An 18,478-nucleotide genomic window follows, 5' to 3' on the forward strand; every position below is an offset into this window, starting at 1 on the left:
CCCGCCATGGCAGCCGTCGCCAGCGGAGTGCCGCCGAATGTCGAGGCATGACTGCCCGGCGTGAACGCCTCGCGCAGATACCCCTTCGCCAGCATGACCCCTGCCGGGAAACCGCTCGCTATTCCTTTCGCCACCGTGAAAATATCCGGCTCGATGCCGTAACGCTGATGCGCGAACAGCTTGCCCGTGCGGCCCATTCCCGTCTGCACCTCGTCCACGATCAGCAAGAGACCGTGCTGCTCGCACAGCGCCACGACGCTGTTCAGGAACTCTTGCTGCACCTCAAGCACGCCGCCTTCCGCCAGCACCATCTCCAGCATAATTGCCGCCGTATTTTCCCCGATAGCCGCTTCGAGCGCGGGAAGATCATGCAGCGGTACGGTGACGAAGCCTTGCGGAAGGGGCAGGAAGCCGTCTTTTACCTTCTGCTGTCCCGTTGCCGTCAGCGTCGCCAGCGTGCGTCCGTGGAAGGACTGCTCGAACGTAATGACCTCATAGCGGCCGTTGCCCTTCACCTTCTGGTGATAGCGGCGAGCCAGCTTGATCGCGGCTTCATTGGATTCCGCTCCGCTGTTGCAGAAGAACACCTGATCCGCGCAGCTATTCTCGGTTAAGAGTTCGGCGACCTTGTCTTGTCCGGGGATGTGGAACAGGTTGGATACATGCCACAGCGTATCGATCTGGGCCTTCAATTTCTCGCCAACCTTCTCCGGAGCATGTCCAAGGCTCGTTACCGCCAGACCGGAGGTGAAATCCAGATATTTATTGCCTTTGTCGTCCCATACCCAGCTTCCTTTGCCCTTGACCAGACTGATGTCGTATCTCCCATAGGAAGGAAACACATGCTCCAGCTTGCCGGAAGCCGCCGTCTGGCCCGCCGTGCTGATTCCTGCCCCCGTATCTGCGGCTTGCAGTTCCTTCAAAGCATGGTTCTCCACCTGCGTAAGCTTGCTCATTTCCATACACTCTCCCCCCGCCCACACCGCCTGACGCGGTTGCCGGTAATATTCATCGTTCATTTGTACTCAAGAAGAAACGCCTGGCGGCGTCCGTGAAAAGACTCAGCCCGCTGGCCGCCTCATTGCTTCATTGCCGATTGATAACAATCCTTACGCCCTTAAAGCGCTACTACTCCCGCACAATCCGCGTACCGATCGTTTCGCCGGACAGCACCCGGCTCAGCACGCCCGGCTCTTTGCCGTCGACAATGACGACTTCGGACACGCTGCCCTGGATACAGTCCACCGCAGCCCGGACCTTGGGAATCATGCCCCCGTAAATCTCGCCGCTGTCAATCATATTGTCAATCTCCGCAACCGTTACTACCGGCAGAACCTGCTTGCTTCCATCTTCCGCAGTCGTCAAAATGCCCGGAACATCCGTCACGACAATCATTTGCGGCGACTTCATGTAAGAGGCGACCGCTCCCGCAGCCGTATCCGCATTAATATTGTACCGTTGGCCGGAGCCGTCCACGCCCAGCGGCGCGATTACAGGAATATATCCGAGCGCCAGAATACCGGCTATAATGTCCGCCTCAACTGCGGTCACATGGCCTACCAGCCCCACCTCGTCGCTATTCGCCACAGGAGCGGCAGTAATAAGGTTGCCATCCACGCCGGACAAGCCGATCGCCCTGCCGCCGCTCCCTTGAATCCGCCTCACAATGGCCTTGTTGATGCTGCCCGACAGCGTCATCTCCACTACGTCGAGCACCTCCTCGGTTGTCACCCGCAGGCCGTTCACAAAGCTGCTCTCGATGCCGAGACGAGACAGATTGCCCGATATCGCCGGGCCGCCGCCGTGGACGATAATCGCCTGTACACCGTCCTCCTGCAAATGCCGAAGCTCATCGAAAAAAGAATCCGGAAGCGCGGTCAGCGTGCTTCCGCCGCACTTCATCACAAACATTCTCTCGTTGCCCGCGCTATTCGTTTCATATGCGTCGCTTTGCGTCATGAGTTCGTTATCCTTCCTTATAAAAGGCACTATTATGCCTGATTCATATATCCTGGTCATAACTTGGCCGGAGAACCCTCGCTTAAGTCCGGTATGCGGCGTTAATCCGCACATAATCGTATGTCAGATCGCAGCCCCATGCGGTGGCGCTGCCCTCGCCGTCGGCCAGATCTACTGTTATCAGCGTGGTATCACCCTGCAAATAGGCCAGGGCTTCCGCTTCGTCAAACGCCACCGGCTTGGACTGGCGCAGCACCTCGATCGTGCCGAGCGATATATCCACCTTGTCGACCGAAACCGGAACGCCAGCTCTGCCTACTGCGGCAATAATCCGTCCCCAGTTCGCGTCCGCGCCGAAAATCGCGGATTTAACCAGGCTGGAGCCTACCACCGTCTTCGCAATCGCCCGAGCCGCCGCTTCATCGCCCGCTCCGTTGATCTGCACCTCGACCAAATGGGTTGCGCCTTCGCCGTCTCTGGCAATCGCCTTGGCAAGATGGCGGCACACATGCGTGAACGCCGCTTCAAAAGCCTCCCAATCCGGATGCTCTCCGTTCAGCTCTTCACTCCCGGCCAGACCGCTGGCCATCGCAACGAGCATATCGTTCGTGCTTGTATCCCCGTCAACGGTAATCATATTGAAGGTTGTATCCGTCGCCTTGCGCAGCAGGGCGTGAAGCTCCTCCTGCCGGATGGCCGCATCGGTTGTAATAAAGCCGAGCATCGTGGCCATATTCGGATGAATCATGCCCGAGCCCTTCGCCGCACCGGCGATCAAGACTTCCGTATCCCCGACCTTGAGCCTGACGCAGCATTCCTTTTTTACCAGATCAGTGGTCAAAATCGCCTGGCAGAATTCCTCCGCCCCGTCCGCATCGCCCGACAGCTTCTCCGGGAGAGCGGCCAGGCCGCTGCGCACCCGGTCCATCTTCAGCAGCTCGCCAATCACGCCCGTCGATGCAACCGCCACATCGTCTTCGCTTACGCCCAGATGACTCGCGGCGACCGCCCGCATCTCATAGGCATCGGCTTCACCCTGTTCTCCGGTGCAGGCATTGGCATTGCCGCTGTTGACAACTACAGCCCGCAGAATGCCGCTGCCGAGGCTTTCGCGTGTGACTTTAAGAGGAGCGGCCTGGAACAGATTGGTCGTATATACCGCCGCAGCCGTCGCCGGCACCTCGCACAGTATGGCGGCGAGATCGTTGCGGTCGGTCTTTTTCAAGCCGCAGTGCAGGCCTCCGGATGTAAATCCTCTGGGTGTCGTGATGCTTCCGCCTTCCACGACGGTGTACAGCTTCTCGCTCATGTTCTTATTTCCCACTTGACTTTACGGATACACAGGCGTGTAACCGAGCCCAAGGGTTTCCTCCCATCCCATCATTAAATTGAGATTCTGAATCGCCTGCCCCGCTGCGCCTTTCACGAGATTGTCGATGACCGAAACAATGGTGATCCGGCCCGTACGGGCGTCCGCCGCAAATCCGATGTCGCAGTAATTCGATCCGCTGACTTCCTTCGTCGCCGGCCAAATTCCGGCACCCCGCACCCGAACAAAAGATCGGCCTTCGTAATAGCTGCGGTACAATTCAATAAAGTCCTGCTCGCTGTAATCCCCGGTCATGCCAGCGTAAATCGTAGCCATAATCCCCCGGGTCATCGGAACGAGATGCGTGGTGAACGTGACCGTCACCGCTTCTCCGGCAATCTCCGCAAGCGCCTGCTCGATTTCGGGAGTATGCTGGTGCTTGTTGATCTTATAGGCTTTGAAGTTCTCATTCACTTCCGCATAATGAACGCCCAGGTTCACTCCGCGCCCGGCGCCTGATACGCCCGATTTCGCGTCAACGATGATGCTGTCCGGTTTGATCCAGCCCGCCTTTACCGCCGGAATCAGACCAAGCAGCGTCGCTGTCGGGTAGCAGCCCGGATTAGAGATGAGCTCCGCGCCCGCTGCACGTTCCCCGAATACCTCGCACAGCCCGTAGACCGCCTGCTCCAGATAGCTCTCCAAGGGAGCCGGACGCTTGTACCAGCGCTCGTATTCGCTGCCGTCCTTCAGCCGGAAATCGCCCGACAGATCCACAACCTTAAGCCCCGCCTCCAGCAGCTGCGGAACCAGCTCGGCGCTGACGCCGTGCGGCGTCGCCGTGAACACGACATCCGCCCTCTCCTTGATCTCCGCCGGTTCCACCCCATCCAGATTTCGGCTTAGCACGCCGGTCAAATGCGGAAACCCTTCTTCGAGCGGCGCTCCCGCGCTTGACGAGGAGATCACTGAAGTAATTTCAACCTTCGGATGACCCTGCAGCAGCCTGATCAGCTCCACGCCTCCATATCCTGTCGATCCTACAATTGCCGCCCTTAACTTGCCTTCCACCGTCATTCCGGTTCCTCCTGCCTTTTCTCTCTATTATACCGGATATATCCACTATCCGCCGTCCTAAGAAGTATGTATTATTATACGTCCAAATTAATATAAATACAACCGATTATGTAACATTTGCCGGATGTAGAAACGGCGGTTCGCCTCCCCTTATTGTGCACATTTCTGCCGCCCTTATTTTCGAAAAAAAAGAAGCGCGCTTCCCCTATCCGGCATAGGAAAAACTACGCATCTCTCTTGAATCCTTGGCCCAGCACCTCATGCGCGTCACTGATAATAACGAAGGCTCCGGGGTCCACCGAGCGGACAATCGCCTTCAGACGGGTCGTCTCATTCTGTCCGACCGCTACCATCAGCACCGTGCGGCTGTCGCCGGTATATCCTCCTTGCGCGTCCAGCTTCGTTAATCCCCGGTTCAGATCATGCAAAATCGCTTCGGAGATCTCCTCGGGATGATCCGAAATGATGTAGGCAACCTTGGTGTAGCTGAAGCCCACTTCCAGCGCGTCGATCACCCGGCCTGTCACGAACAGGCCGATCAGCGCATACATCGCCTGCTCCATCCCCAGCACGAAGGCCGCCAGCGTAATTACCGTGCCGTCCAGCAGCACGACGGACATGGAGAAGCTGAGTCCGGTCACCTTCTGGATAATCTGCGCCAGAATCGTCAGGCCCCCTGTCGATCCTCGTCCGCGGAACACAAGACCCAGACCCAGACCGACGCCAATTCCGCCGTAGATTGAGGCCAGCAGAGGATTATTGGTCGGCACCGGACCGTCCTTGGTCAAATAAATAAACAGCGGCAGCACAATGCTGCCCAGCAGCGACCTTAGTCCATAGTTCCGGCCCAGGATGAGCACGCCAAGAATAAAGAGCGGAAGGTTAAGCGCCCATTGCGTAAAAGCCGGCTCCGCTCCAAGCCACGCCTCCGCCAAGACGGACAAGCCCGATATGCCGCCGGAAGCGATCCGGTTCGGCAGCATGAACAAGTTAAATGCGAGCGCGGTAATAAGCGAGCCGGCTGCGATCATCGTTGTATCCGCAACATGGCGGAGCGGTCCGTTCAGCGGAATCAGCGGCGGCCTGCCCCGTCTATTTAGTTTGGGCATGGGTTATTCGGCCTCGGTCTTGATCTGGCCGCGCAAATAACCGTCGATAAAGGCGTCCAGATCACCGTCCATCACGGCACCCACATTCCCCGTCTCCACCGAGGTCCGGTGATCCTTGACCATGCTGTACGGGTGGAAGACGTAGGAACGGATCTGGCTGCCCCAGGCGATATCCGACTGCTCGCCGCGAATCTCATCCAGCTCGCGCTGCTGTTCTTCCAGCTTGCGCTCATACAGCTTGGAGCGCAGCATCGTCATCGCGCGCTCCCGGTTCTTGATCTGGGAGCGTTCATTCTGGCAGGTAACGACTATGCCGGTCGGCAGGTGGGTAATCCGGACCGCCGAATCCGTCGTATTGATATGCTGTCCGCCCGCGCCGGTAGCCCGGTACGTGTCGATCTTCAGATCCTCGGTGCGCACCTCAATTTCGATGTCCTCATTGATTTCCGGCACGACGTCACAGGATACAAAGGAGGTATGACGGCGGCCCGAGGCGTCGAACGGAGAAATGCGCACCAGACGGTGAACGCCTTTTTCCGCCTTCAAATAGCCGTAGGCGTTATAGCCTTTGATCAGCAGCGTCACGCTCTTGATTCCGGCCTCATCGCCCGGCAGATAGTCCAGAACCTCTACCTTGAAGCCGCGCTTCTCGGCCCAGCGGGTGTACATTCTCAGCAGCATCTGGCCCCAGTCCTGGGATTCGGTCCCCCCGGCCCCCGGATGAAGCTCCAGGATGGCGTTCAGCTTATCGTATGGCTGATTAAGCAGGAGCTGAAGCTCGAACTCCTCCAGCTTGCCCGTCAGCGCCTCTACATTCGAGCCGATTTCAGCAGCCAGTTCCTCGTCTCCTTCTTCCTCGGCGAGCTCGGCCATCAGCAGCGCGTCGTCATACTCCTGCTGAAGCCTCTGGTATTGGTCCACGCCGGATTTCACGGCGTTCATTTCGGCAATCACGCTCTGCGCCTTCTCATTATCATCCCAGAAATCCGGAGCGGCCATCTTCTCCTCGAAGTTGGCGATCATCTCCTGCTTGAGGTCTAAGTCAAAGAGACCCCCTAAGGTTGGTTAATTTCTTGCCGATTTCGCGCAAGTCTTGCTTTACACTTGGATCAATCATGGACTCACTGCACCTTTCCGTAACCTTGTACTTGAGATAGATGTATTCAGGAAGAAACGGCTGAGCCGCTTACGGGAATCTCCCCGGCCCAGCCGTTCTACGTTGTCGCCATACCGCCTTAGCGGGCGGCTTAAGCCCTGCTCAGGCATTTTGTCCGTGGCAATTCTTGAATTTCTTGCCACTGCCGCAAGGACAAGGATCATTGCGCCCCACCGTCGCCTCGACCGCTACCGGACGCTTCTCGGCAGGCTCGCCGTTGGTGGAGATTTTGTTCTCTTCCACAACCGATTGACGCTCCTGGTTCGTCTCAATGTGGGCCTTCATAATGTAGGTCGCCACTTCTTCCTGGATGGTCGCCGTCATCGCATTGAACATCTCAAAGCCTTCAAACTGATATTCGCGCAGCGGATCGGTGCCGCCGTAAGCGCGCAGGTGAATCCCTTGGCGAAGCTGGTCCATCGCATCAATATGATCCATCCATTTGCTGTCGACGGCGCGCAGCACGATAACCTTCTCGAACTCGCGCACGAGCTCGGAGCCAAGGCGTTCTTCACGGGCGGCGTATTTCTCCAGCACCTTCCCGAAGATGAACTCCACGATCTCCTCCGCTTCCTTGCCCCACAAATCGTCGCGGGTAAGGGCACCTTCATCGAGCAGCTTGCTGTTCACATAGTCAGCCACTTCCTGTAATTCCCAGTTCTCGGGGATATCATCGCTGCAATGCGCCTCTACGACCCGATCAATGACCGGTCGGATCATTTCGACGACAACATCCTTGATATTATCCGATTCGAGAATTTCGCGGCGCTGCTTGTAGATGATTTCACGCTGCTGGTTCATAACATCATCATATTGGAGAACGACCTTACGGATGTCAAAGTTGTTGCCCTCGACCCGTTTCTGGGCCGACTCTACCGCACGGGTAATCATGCGGCTCTCGATCGGCTGGTCCTCCTCGAAGCCCAGGCGCTCCATCATATTCAGCACATTGTCCGCGCCGAAACGCTTCATCAGTTCATCGCCCAGCGACAGATAGAACTGCGTCGAGCCCGGATCGCCCTGGCGGCCCGCCCGGCCGCGAAGCTGGTTGTCGATCCGCCGCGATTCATGGCGCTCCGTACCAATAATATGCAGGCCGCCGAGCTCCGATACACCTTCACCCAAGATAATGTCCGTGCCGCGTCCCGCCATATTGGTTGCAATCGTCACGGTCCCGGGTTGTCCCGCATGCGAGATGATTTCCGCTTCCGCCGCATGATGCTTGGCGTTCAGCACCTGATGCTTGACGCCCTTGCGCTTCAGCATTTCCGACACCCGTTCGGAATTCTCAATCGATACCGTACCGACCAGCACCGGTTGGTTCTTCTTATGCCGTTCCACAATCTCCTCAACAACGGCGTTAAACTTGCCGTTCTCGCTCTTGTAGACGACATCCGGCAGATCTGCGCGCCGGTTCGGCTTGTTCGTCGGCACCTGGAGAACCTCCAGCCCGTAAATCTTCTTGAATTCCTCTTCTTCCGTCTTGGCCGTACCGGTCATGCCGCCCAGCTTGCGGTACATGCGGAAGTAGTTCTGGAACGTAATCGTGGCGAGTGTCATGCTCTCGTTCTGTACCTGAATTTCTTCCTTCGCTTCAATCGCCTGATGCAGACCGTCGCTATAGCGGCGTCCCGCCATCAGCCGTCCCGTGAATTCATCGACGATGACAACCTCGTCGTCCGTCACCACATAGTCAACATCACGGCGCATAATGACGTTGGCCTTGAGCGCCTGCACAATATGGTGATTGAGCGTAACGTGGCTGTGGTCATACAGGTTCTCGATGCCAAAAGCCTTCTCCGCCAGCGCCACGCCCTTCTCCGTCAGCGCGACGGACTTCACCTTGATATCGACGGTGTAATGCTCTTCAGGCTGCAATCTCTTTACAAAACGGTCCGCCGCATAGTACAGCTCCGTCGACTTTTCGGCTTGTCCGGAGATGATGAGCGGCGTCCGCGCTTCATCGATCAGAATGGAGTCCACTTCGTCGATGATACAGAAGTAGAGCGGGCGCTGCACCATCTGCTCTTTGTAGAGCACCATATTGTCGCGCAAATAGTCAAAACCGAATTCGTTGTTCGTGCCGTACGTAATATCGCAGGCGTAAGCATTCTGTTTATCGGCATGGTTCATGCCGTTCAGGTTGACCCCGACCGTCATGCCCAGGAAATTGTAGATTTGTCCCATTTGGGCGCTGTCGCGCTGGGCCAGATAATCATTGACCGTAACGACATGCACGCCTTGTCCAAGCAGAGCGTTCAAGTACACGGGCAGCGTGCCTACCAGCGTCTTGCCCTCGCCGGTCTTCATCTCGGCGATCCTGCCTTCATGCAGCGCCATCCCCCCGACGAGCTGGACATCAAAATGCCGCATACCCAGCGTCCGTTTCGAAGCTTCGCGTACGGTTGCGAACGCCTCCGGCAGAAGCTCCTCCAGCGTCTCCCCTTGTTCAATCCGGGCGCGGAACTCCCCGGTCTTGGCTCTTAAGGCATCATCGGACAGCGCCTGAAATTCCGGCTCCAGTCCATTAATAATTTCGACCGTCTTCATCAGACGTTTGACATCGCGTTCATTCGTGTCGCCGAATATTTTCTTAACAAGTCCTAGCATCGTTAACCCCTTTCATGCAACACAGATGGTGGAACCTGAAGCCCATCCTCACAATATTGAAAGGGCCGCTGTATCGGTTCGATTCCGCTGCTTCCTGAACCTCTCATGGCTAAAGCCACGAGATTCCTGCGCTGAACACTCCCAATGAGTGAAGATAAGCAGGCTACCCCCGCAGTCCCTACGGTTGAATACGAAATCGTATTGACTTTCAATCTCTGTTGGGCTGGACACTTGGTTGCCATGCCTCTCGTTGAACAGTTTCCGTTACTCTTGAATGCTATAAATGAGCGATAGTCGGCAGATGAGAGCCATTTATGAAGGCTCCTACAACAGACTCGTTCATTGTTATTTTATCACATATGTCAGACAATTGACGTTTCAAAAAGCACGGCTTGTCCGGGCCGCTTCATAAATTGTATCAGTTTGTAAGAGTTGCCGCAATACAAGCAGAAACTGCCTGTAACCGAGACTTACATATATACGCACAAGAGCCCCATCCGCTTCACGCGAATAAGGGCTCGGGTTAATTTTTTCAGTTAATGTCTGTTCGCCTATAGAGGGATGTTCTCAAGCAATCGCGGCAGCCTGGCTCACCAATCAGCCTTGTTCAATCAAGCCGTACTTGCCGTCATTGCGCTTATACACAACGCTAACCTCGGAAGTGTCAATGTTAGAAAATACAAAGAAATTATGTCCCACCATATTCATCTGCAAGATCGCTTCCTCCACGTCCATCGGCTTCAAGGTGAAGCGTTTGTTGCGCACGACCTCCAATTCTTCATCCTGTTCCTCCACGGCGACGGCACCCGTCGATCCGTTCTCGACAAATAGCGTCTTCAGGCTTCCCTCCTGACGGAACTTGCGATTAAGCTTGGTCTTGTGCTTGCGGATTTGGCGCTCAAGCTTGTCCACTACACCGTCGATCGAAGCATACATATCTTCGCTGCGGACTTCCGCCCGAAGCGTGACACCGGCCAACGGGATCGTCACTTCCACCGTATGAAGACCCCGTAACACGCTGAGCGTCACGTATCCTTCCTGGGTAGGGGGCGCATCGAAATACTTCTCAAGTCTGCTGAGCTTCTTATCAACATACTCTCTCAAAGCGTCGGTCACTTCAATTTGTTGACCTCGAATGCTGAATTGCATGGGCACTCCTCCTTTGCACCTCCATTATACCAAAACGTAAGCTCCATGTAAAAAGTTTAAAATTGTGTAAATACGCTTTCAAGTGCAAAAAAGAAGCCGACCCTTCAGCTCTCCAGACTCCCCTGAATCGCCTGTCCGCTCCTTACAGCTGCCTCCGCCATGGGCCGCAAAGGCTTGTCAAAGCCTAAGAATGACCTCTACTGGAGTCTCTCGCAGATGTTGCCGAAACGGTGATTGCTCATGCAGTATCAGGACGTCCAGTCCTTGAGGTTTACACTTTTCTGATAGCATCAAAAAAGACCCCAGGATAACCTGGAGCCTTGTGCTAGCGTTGTCTCAATTGGCTAACCATCTACCGTATATGTAGGTCGGCTGTGCCGGATGATTATAATTTGATTACGTTAGCTGCTTGTGGTCCGCGTGCGCCTTCCACGATGTCAAACTCGACGGATTGTCCTTCTTCCAGCGTTTTGAAACCTTCGGTTTGGATTGCGGAGAAGTGAACGAATACGTCGCCACCTTCTGCAGTCTCGATGAAGCCATAGCCTTTTTCTGCGTTAAACCATTTAACTTTACCTTCCATTGCTTAAACATTCCCTTCATCATCAAATGAACGTGAGTTTTGCTCACAATTCTGACTATACCACCGCTGCTTCCCCATTGTCAATTGGAAAAGAAAATGCTTTCTGCATTAGAATTCCCAACTGGTATTGTCCCGGAAAACTCCATTCTGGCAAAGTCAAAATAATGAACATACTTTAACATAACCGCACAGATCGGCTTTGAAACATACTCTAACAAAAATTGCATTAGGATTTTTAATAATGAATATTCCCAGGTCTCCAAAACACAAATTGAATACGGGGTGGAGTTGGCAGTTAGGGTAAAGTTAAAAGAGCATGATGCTTATCGTGGCAATGAGAAACTGCTACAACCGCTGTCCTTTAATAGCAAAAAGCTCTGATTATAAGCGCTGAATGGATGGCTGGTAATTTAAAGCCGCCGCTTTTTGGTAGCAGATTCTTGATTTCGTTTCATTTCCGGTCACCTCATAGAACACACCCAAATTATGAAGAGATGCGTAACTACCCGTACCTATTACACTGTCGTACCGATCGGTTTCTCCAATCTCTAAACATTGTAAGTAGGCTTGCTCAATCAAAGGCAGTAAACCTATATATTTTTCGGTGTTGCCGAGTATAAGATCGAGATAATATACGCCTGAAGCAAAATGAAAATCAGCAAAATCATGCAAAAATTCACGTTCTCTCTCAATTAACCCCAGACCTTCTTCGAGTTTCCCCACTGCAATGATCGCATACAAAAAGTTAACTATAACGTTCGGTGCATATATTTCCTTCCTGGTAATAAGCTGATAGGCCTTTTGCAAATGAACATACGCTAAGTTGTGATTTTCAATGGCCTTATATTCCTTAGCAATTTGATAATGATAATATGGGTCTGAGGGGTCAGCTTCGAGTTCCAGCTTCAACAGAGGGATATTCCTATCCGATTTAACCTTCATATAATAACCATCATGTTGTACCTCAACAGATAGCTTCTTGCGGGAAAGATTGGATTGAACCTGTTCATGAATTCGGCCTTCATAGACAATCCCTTTGGGGAAAATCCTGGAAATATAGCACTGTGCGTAAGCTTCCCCATTCTTATCCATAAATTTATCTATTCTTTTGATCCTTCCGATTGCATTGCCGCCGTTAATAAATTGGCGAATGGTTTCACCGCATTCATTTGAAATGTACTCATCCGCATCCAAGATCAGGTTCCAGTCTGACGTAGATTGTTCCAGCGCGTAGTTTCGGGCTTCGGCAAAATGCTGATTCCACGTATAATCGAACACTTTGGCATGGTATGACCGTGCTATTTCCTTAGTATTATCGGTGGACCCAGTATCCACCAGAATGATTTCGTCAACCAATGAATAAACACTATCCAGGCATCGCGCTAATGTCTCAGCTTCATTTCGTGCAATCATAACAAGGGATAAGGTCTTCATAATAGTCTTCCTTTAATTTGCATGTGATACTTGCGGTAAACCGTTTCTATCGCATCTACTACCTCGTTCACATTCTGATCGGTCATTTTTGGAAATAGCGGAACTGTAATTGCGGTCCGATAATACTGTTCAGCATTAGGACATATTCCGTCGCGATAGCCCATTCGCTGATAATAAGGTTGCAGATATACGGGGATATAATGTACATGGACACCTATGTTCAAAGAACGAAGTTCATTAAAAATAACGTCGCGGCCAGCGCTAAAATGCTCAGGTATCCAGCGTAGGATATACAAATGCCAGGAAGACTCCGCCCTCGACTGCTGTCCGGGAATAACAAGTCCCTCCAGCTTGGAAAATGCCTCATTGTATCTAGCTGCGATTTCCCGCCTTCTAGTTACAAAGAAGTCCAGCTTATCCATCTGGGTGACGCCTAGCGCTGCCTGCATATCAGTCATCCGGTAATTGAATCCGAGCTCCTGCATCTCGTAATACCATGGACCGTCATTGCGAGTCAGCTCTTCTGGATTTTTAGTCATTCCATGGTTACGAAACAGCAACAACCGTCGATAGAACACTTCATTATCAGTGACAATGACTCCGCCTTCTCCAGTGGTTACATGTTTGACGGGATGAAAGCTGAACATCGTCATGTCCGCCCAAGCACCTATCTTACGCCCTGCGTAGCTTGCTCCCAGCGAATGGGCAGCGTCTTCAATGAGTATAAGGTCACGGTCACGTGCAAGCATGGATATTCTGTCAATCTCTACAGGCTGTCCCGTAAAGTCAACAGCAATAATCGCTTTTGTTCGACATGTTATTTTCGACTCGATCTGTTCGGGATCGACATTATAGGTATCCATATCGATGTCCGCGAACACAGGAGTCCCACCCTGATACAAAACACAGTTGCTGCTTGCCAGAAAAGTAATCGGTGTTGTAATCACTTCATCCCCCTCACCGATACCGGCGGCAAAACAGGCCCCGTGAAGAGCAGCCGTTCCATTGGCAAAAGCCACAGCGTACTTCGCATTCACATAATTGGCTATCTTCGTTTCAAAAGCTATAATAGCCGGACCCTGAGTAATAAAGTCCCCCCGGAGCACTTTAGTGACGGCCTCAATATCCTGTTCGTCAAGCCACTGCTGACCATATGGCAACATGGTGGTACGTACATGTTTCGGCAACGATAAATCAGGCTTCTCGAACATGTTCTGCCTCCTTCTCCAAACTTAGGCCTATGTCAGACCGCCGGAACGAATCCATTCCGTTGTTCGTGCAATTCCCTCTTCCAGACTGACTTCAGGTTTCCACTGGAGCAAGCGTCTGGCTTTGTCGGAATTACACAGCAGCTTCTGAATTTCACTTTGCGGATGAATATGCTCTATATGTCTGATTCGTGCTTTATCACCAGCTATGAGAAGCGCCAGATCATTAATGGAAATATCCCATCCCAGTCCCGCATTGACGATCTCTCCGTTGACCGCATCCGAGAAACCGGCCGCCACAACAAATCTCGCACAGTCCTCCACATACAGGAGGTCTCTGGTCTGTGTACCTTCCCCATAAATATTTAAATCTTTCCCGCTTAAATAATTGTTAATAAAGATCGCAACAACTCCACCTTCGCCACCCGTTTTCTGAAACGGACCATACGTATTAAAGGGACGAATAACGACCGTCGGCAGACCATAGGCAAAATAATAGGAGAGCACCATGTTCTCGGCCGCCACCTTGGCACCGGCGTAAGGGGAAGCGGGCTTGATGGGATGCAGTTCGGTTATGCCCTCTTTATCTGTACAGCGATCATATACCATGCAGGTGCTCATGAATACAACTCTGGTGCGATGCTCGCGACACTGCTCCAGAATGAAAAAGGTGCCAAGAGTATCATTATTAAAAGTAGTTCTCGGATCATCGATCGAATCTTGTACGTTAATTGACGCAGCAAGGTGATAGCAGATTTCGAATCCATGTTGACGAAACAAATCCTCCAGGAAAGCTTCGTCCAGAATCGACCTATTAATAAACTGCATGAAGCCCGGATGCTCTCGAAACTCCTTCAGATTATCTTCGCGACCATTCGACAAATTGTCCAAAATCCATAACTGATGACCTTCATCAAGCAACCGCTTGGCCACCCACCGACCGATGAAGCCGGCTCCGCCAGTAAGAAGAATTTTCATAAACTTGTTCCCTTTCCATACGAATGATTCCGAGCAATATTACAGCAAATCCCAGGTTACCGGAGTACCTTTACTGACATCCCTGCCAATTCGCTTACCCAAAAACTGGTCCAGATATTTTGTTGGCAGTCCTAAGCCGGGACGAATTGCCTTGATATTCTCTTTGGTAAACTCCTCGCCTGATCTCATATCCCGAGAAATATACAAAGAACGGCGATACTTAAGGGATGGAGTCTCCCTGTCAGTGGCCCCATAAACAATTTCCCCCTTGGCCTGCCAAGCCCGCTCTGACTCCGCTACCAGGGAAGCAAACTCTGCCGGTTCCATAGAGAAAGCCGAATCCACCCCACCATCTGCCCGATTAAGAGTAAAATGCTTCTCTATCACCGTTGCTCCAAGCGCAACACTGGCTATGGACACTCCGATACCCATCGTATGGTCTGATATCCCGACCTGACAGTTGAACAGCTGTTCCATATGAGGGATTGTTAATAAATTCGTGTTGTCGGGCGCTGCCGGATAAGTACTGGTACATTTCAGCAGCACGATGGGCCCTGCGCCAGCTTCTCTTGCAGCTTGCATCGTATCAGCCAATTCCGCAATTGAAGCCATACCGGTCGAGATAATCATCGGCTTGCCTGTGGAAGCAACTTTTCGAATGAGCTGAATATCTGTATTTTCAAAGGATGCTATTTTATAGGCCGGGACATTCAGCGATTCGAGAAAGTCCACCGCAGTCTCATCAAAGGGAGTGCTGAAAGCAAGCATTCCAAGCTCCTCGCACCTCTGGAAAATTGTCTTATGCCACTCCCAAGGCGTATATGCCTCCTGATAGAGTTTGTACAGAGAAGTACCTTTCCACAGATTTTCCGAATCTTCTATGAAAAAGTCCCCCTCATCCATGTCAAGTGTCATCGTATCGGCCGTATACGTTTGCAACTTTACAGCATCTGCTCCCGCTCTGGCGGCAGCCTCGACGATTGACAGGGCTCGCTCCAGTGAATGGTTATGATTACCGGACATCTCAGCGATAACAAACGGTTTGTGCTGTTTTCCAATCAGCCGGCCTCCAATTTGAAATTCCATACTTAATCTCCATCTCCTTAGGCAAAATCCATAAAATGCGTGGCGACAATGGCGTTCTGGGGCAACAAACATGGGATGCCGTCAAGAATTGGGTAAGCCAACATGCTCTCAGGAGAATAGTACGCTGATTTCAACCGTTGTATCCGCGCTTTAGTGAGAGGGCAGCATAGGGGGCTTTGAGACCCCGTAGGATCATTCTCGGCGCCACCATCTTTTTGGATAATAATAAGACCTGTAGGATTTAATGGATTCAACGATATATCGAAAGGTCGATGCTCCAAGATATGATACCCCAGATCCTTGACCGTACTATATAGATTAGTAATATAACCATGGGACCGCATCCGTTGTTGTGCCTGCCCATCCGCAAATTCAAATGCCGGCTCGACCAGCACTAAGTAATTTCGGGCAATCCGATACAGCTCGCTTAGCGCTTCCTGCTCTCTCCCCCCATTTGGTTCAATGGAATGAACTGTGTAAACCACATCAATCGAGTTATCGAGAAACGGGCTGCAGAATAAATCAGCAACAAACAGTTCAATCCCCTCAACCTCAATATCGGCCAAAAATCTTTCAGCATATTTGATTCGTGACCAAGAAAGGTCAAAGCCGTAAATGTGTTGCGGGGTAAGTTCCAAACGGGAAACAGTGTTGCCAAGTGTTACTGCTTCCCCTACGCCTGCTTCCATCAGTGAAGAAAAGCTTCCTAATTGATTTAGTACATCAGCAAGTCTTTCACAAAAAGAATCTCGTAACTCCTTATTATCCTTATAGTGTTGTATATAGCTTCCAGCTTGAAAATCATAACTGATCAAGATTTGATAGGTAGAATTTTCTTGATTTACACTGCCCTTTTTAAGATAATTCATAATATTCCCATGATTCGAATATAACGTTTTTACTTCGTTCAGAATTTTCAAGTCCTCTTCCATTATACTCTCCTCTATCCATCAATCAGGTTGTAAAATCCTCAAAGAATCTTCGTTTGTTACAATCATCTCTTTCTTACTCCATCATCATTACTTCGACCACACGGCTAGTTATAGATTCTGGGCTGCTTCCCACCAAATCCAATGAGCGACTACTCATTCGGACTAATTGCTCCGGTGAATTCATAGCCCTATATAATATATCGGCATAATGACTCGAATTTATTTCATTATGATATCCTGTTTTCCAGACTGCACCAAGACGCTCAGCTAGGCAGACTGAATCTTTCTGATTATCAGCTACAATCGTTATAGCCGACGGCAAACCTAAATAACAACGCTCCCACATGGAAATGCCTCCCGCACCTAAGGCAAAATCTGCAGAAGCAATAAAATTTGCCATATTCTCAACCTGTATGTGCAAGTTTGCACGGCCAAGAAGCAGGCATTTTTGTTGTATCCCTGCCCTATATTCATATGTCTGGCCAACAATAACATCAACTTCTATATTCGGACGGAGCCGAATCAAAGCATCAAGCGCTTTTTCAGTCTCGTTCGTTGAATCACTACCGCCAAAAAAAACTAAGAGCCGGCGAATTTCTCCGGTTCTTTGTCTTAAATTGCGACGTTCGTTTAAAAAAATCGGCCTCAATAATAAGTAAGACGGGCCTAACAATAATCTGCAACTCTCAGGTACCAGCCCCATATATCTAAGCTCAGCATTTTCCGCCAAATTCTGATCCAGAAGTATATCCGCATGATGTCTACGATTAGCCAAATCATCAATGACAAGTATTTTACATGTATGCGCACGAACTAACAATTCCCATTTTTCACCAATAGCATAATGGTCTATAATAGTCCACTCGGGGAGTCTTCCTATGTTATGTATAACCTGAATCGTATAAGAAGCATCTTTTTCCATATCATCTGGAGAAAGGGGGTGGGTATACCTGGAAAACACACGATAGCCTCTTTGATTGATATAATCCGAAAGGTTTCCCGGAAGATTTCTGCATACAAATACGGTTTCCAAATGATTCTGCTTCAGTTCATCAGCCAGTACAAGACAACGCATAATATGTCCGGTTCCGATCTCATTCGAGGCATCTGCACGGATTATCGTGTATTTATGCATTTATATCACCGGCTTTTGCGAGATATGCGCATTGATTCGGGCGATCTCGGGATGTTCAAGCAAGTAGGCGATTAATTTTTCGGATCTCACAGTTTTCTCATTGTTCCATTGATTGGAAAGGAACTTGCATAATTCATAATCCTCTGGAGTATCTATGGTCAACCGCAGATTAGGATGGAGCAGTGAAGCCGGAACCTCCAGAATAGTTTGGGTGAATTGTTCCGGAAACTCATAAGCATAGAAGGTGACATGCTCACGATGACGCCCCTCAGTAGAAATCTGATATATCCGCTCCAGCGCAGAGAACGACAACAGTTCAACCGACAACCCCCGTGTCAGTTCGGCTTGCTGTCGGTTAACCACAATATCCGAAGGATTCTTCTTCATCGCTTCCATTGTCATATTTGCAAAGTGAAAATCGACAAATGGACAGTCAGCAGTCACTCGCATTACATATTTGGGTTGAAACGTTTTAGCACATTCGTAGTAACGAGAAAGGACATCCTCTTCGCTCCCTCTGAAACATTGAACTCTATGTGAAGAACACCAGGCAGCGATTGAGTCATCTTCTGGGCAATTTGAAGTAGCCACAATCACTTGATCGATGGATTCAATTAATTTACATCGCTGCACAACATAATCCAAAACTGTACTGTTCCCAAGCTCCATCAGAATTTTTCCCGGCAATCGGGTTGAACCCATTCTAGCTTGAATAATGATGATAGTACTCATTGGTTACCCCCCACGTCCAAT

General features: G+C 51.1%; 16 protein-coding genes. All 16 read right to left on the reverse strand.

Annotated elements, in window-relative coordinates:
* Nucleotides 1-956: acetylornithine transaminase (locus L692_RS0116935; protein ID WP_025701299.1), on the reverse strand; the 956-nt coding region annotated here is incomplete at its 3' end.
* Between the two features lie 172 nt (nucleotides 957-1,128).
* Nucleotides 1,129-1,959 (reverse strand): acetylglutamate kinase, encoded by an 831-nt coding sequence (gene argB, locus L692_RS0116940; protein ID WP_025701300.1) that lies wholly within the window; start codon nucleotides 1,957-1,959, stop codon nucleotides 1,129-1,131.
* Between the two features lie 82 nt (nucleotides 1,960-2,041).
* A complete protein-coding gene (gene argJ, locus L692_RS0116945; protein WP_025701301.1) occupies nucleotides 2,042-3,268 on the reverse strand; it encodes a bifunctional glutamate N-acetyltransferase/amino-acid acetyltransferase ArgJ in 1,227 nt (408 codons plus the stop codon).
* Between the two features lie 21 nt (nucleotides 3,269-3,289).
* On the reverse strand, nucleotides 3,290-4,345 hold the full coding sequence (gene argC / locus L692_RS0116950) for an N-acetyl-gamma-glutamyl-phosphate reductase (protein ID WP_036724180.1): 1,056 nt from the start codon (nucleotides 4,343-4,345) through the stop codon (nucleotides 3,290-3,292).
* 224 nt (nucleotides 4,346-4,569) lie between these two features.
* Nucleotides 4,570-5,454 (reverse strand): YitT family protein, encoded by an 885-nt coding sequence (locus L692_RS0116955; RefSeq protein ID WP_025701303.1) that lies wholly within the window; start codon nucleotides 5,452-5,454, stop codon nucleotides 4,570-4,572.
* 3 nt (nucleotides 5,455-5,457) lie between these two features.
* A protein-coding gene (prfB, locus tag L692_RS0116960) for a peptide chain release factor 2 (protein WP_156940476.1) occupies nucleotides 5,458-6,571 on the reverse strand; the annotation gives its coding sequence in 2 pieces (ribosomal slippage) (nucleotides 5,458-6,498 and nucleotides 6,500-6,571; 1,113 coding nt in all).
* A gap of 141 nt (nucleotides 6,572-6,712) precedes the next feature.
* Nucleotides 6,713-9,220 (reverse strand): preprotein translocase subunit SecA, encoded by a 2,508-nt coding sequence (gene secA, locus L692_RS0116965; RefSeq protein WP_025701305.1) that lies wholly within the window; start codon nucleotides 9,218-9,220, stop codon nucleotides 6,713-6,715.
* Between the two features lie 597 nt (nucleotides 9,221-9,817).
* Nucleotides 9,818-10,369 (reverse strand): ribosome hibernation-promoting factor, HPF/YfiA family, encoded by a 552-nt coding sequence (gene hpf, locus L692_RS0116970; protein WP_025701306.1) that lies wholly within the window; start codon nucleotides 10,367-10,369, stop codon nucleotides 9,818-9,820.
* Nucleotides 10,370-10,754: 385 nt separating this feature from the next.
* Nucleotides 10,755-10,952, reverse strand: a complete 198-nt coding sequence (locus tag L692_RS0116975) for a cold shock domain-containing protein (RefSeq protein WP_025336789.1) — start codon at nucleotides 10,950-10,952, stop codon at nucleotides 10,755-10,757.
* Between the two features lie 381 nt (nucleotides 10,953-11,333).
* Nucleotides 11,334-12,386: a glycosyltransferase family 2 protein gene (locus L692_RS29175; protein WP_232238808.1), complete on the reverse strand. Its 1,053-nt coding sequence runs from the start codon at nucleotides 12,384-12,386 to the stop codon at nucleotides 11,334-11,336.
* Entirely contained in the window at nucleotides 12,383-13,597 is a 1,215-nt protein-coding gene (gene pseC / locus L692_RS0116985) for a UDP-4-amino-4,6-dideoxy-N-acetyl-beta-L-altrosamine transaminase (protein ID WP_025701307.1), read from the reverse strand. The genes L692_RS29175 and pseC overlap by 4 nt, the downstream gene beginning before the upstream one ends.
* A gap of 27 nt (nucleotides 13,598-13,624) precedes the next feature.
* Nucleotides 13,625-14,572, reverse strand: coding sequence for a dTDP-glucose 4,6-dehydratase (locus L692_RS0116990; RefSeq protein WP_025701308.1), 948 nt, complete (start codon nucleotides 14,570-14,572; stop codon nucleotides 13,625-13,627).
* 39 nt (nucleotides 14,573-14,611) lie between these two features.
* Nucleotides 14,612-15,658 carry a pseudaminic acid synthase gene (pseI, locus tag L692_RS0116995; protein WP_025701309.1) on the reverse strand — a complete coding sequence of 349 codons (1,047 nt, stop codon included), beginning with the start codon at nucleotides 15,656-15,658 and terminating at the stop codon, nucleotides 14,612-14,614.
* 17 nt (nucleotides 15,659-15,675) lie between these two features.
* Nucleotides 15,676-16,590, reverse strand: a complete 915-nt coding sequence (locus tag L692_RS0117000) for a methyltransferase domain-containing protein (protein ID WP_025701310.1) — start codon at nucleotides 16,588-16,590, stop codon at nucleotides 15,676-15,678.
* Between the two features lie 73 nt (nucleotides 16,591-16,663).
* Entirely contained in the window at nucleotides 16,664-17,725 is a 1,062-nt protein-coding gene (gene pseG, locus L692_RS0117005; RefSeq protein ID WP_025701311.1) for a UDP-2,4-diacetamido-2,4,6-trideoxy-beta-L-altropyranose hydrolase, read from the reverse strand.
* Nucleotides 17,726-18,457, reverse strand: coding sequence for a cytidylyltransferase domain-containing protein (locus L692_RS0117010; RefSeq protein ID WP_025701312.1), 732 nt, complete (start codon nucleotides 18,455-18,457; stop codon nucleotides 17,726-17,728). It lies immediately after the preceding gene.
* Between the last annotated feature and the right edge of the window lie 21 nt (nucleotides 18,458-18,478).

Origin of the sequence: Paenibacillus forsythiae T98 (genome assembly GCF_000520735.1) — a bacterium.
Lineage (GTDB): Bacteria > Bacillota > Bacilli > Paenibacillales > Paenibacillaceae > Paenibacillus_AQ > Paenibacillus_AQ forsythiae.

Coding starts and splice junctions, on each gene's coding strand:
- argB (WP_025701300.1), bottom strand. CDS start 1,959: ATGACGCAAAGCGACGCATATGAAACGAATAGCGCGGGCAACGAGAGA.
- argJ (WP_025701301.1), bottom strand. CDS start 3,268: ATGAGCGAGAAGCTGTACACCGTCGTGGAAGGCGGAAGCATCACGACA.
- argC (WP_036724180.1), bottom strand. CDS start 4,345: ATGACGGTGGAAGGCAAGTTAAGGGCGGCAATTGTAGGATCGACAGGA.
- L692_RS0116955 (WP_025701303.1), bottom strand. CDS start 5,454: ATGCCCAAACTAAATAGACGGGGCAGGCCGCCGCTGATTCCGCTGAAC.
- secA (WP_025701305.1), bottom strand. CDS start 9,220: ATGCTAGGACTTGTTAAGAAAATATTCGGCGACACGAATGAACGCGAT.
- hpf (WP_025701306.1), bottom strand. CDS start 10,369: ATGCAATTCAGCATTCGAGGTCAACAAATTGAAGTGACCGACGCTTTG.
- L692_RS0116975 (WP_025336789.1), bottom strand. CDS start 10,952: ATGGAAGGTAAAGTTAAATGGTTTAACGCAGAAAAAGGCTATGGCTTC.
- L692_RS29175 (WP_232238808.1), bottom strand. CDS start 12,386: ATGAAGACCTTATCCCTTGTTATGATTGCACGAAATGAAGCTGAGACA.
- pseC (WP_025701307.1), bottom strand. CDS start 13,597: ATGTTCGAGAAGCCTGATTTATCGTTGCCGAAACATGTACGTACCACC.
- L692_RS0116990 (WP_025701308.1), bottom strand. CDS start 14,572: ATGAAAATTCTTCTTACTGGCGGAGCCGGCTTCATCGGTCGGTGGGTG.
- pseI (WP_025701309.1), bottom strand. CDS start 15,658: ATGGAATTTCAAATTGGAGGCCGGCTGATTGGAAAACAGCACAAACCG.
- L692_RS0117000 (WP_025701310.1), bottom strand. CDS start 16,590: ATGGAAGAGGACTTGAAAATTCTGAACGAAGTAAAAACGTTATATTCG.
- pseG (WP_025701311.1), bottom strand. CDS start 17,725: ATGCATAAATACACGATAATCCGTGCAGATGCCTCGAATGAGATCGGA.
- L692_RS0117010 (WP_025701312.1), bottom strand. CDS start 18,457: ATGAGTACTATCATCATTATTCAAGCTAGAATGGGTTCAACCCGATTG.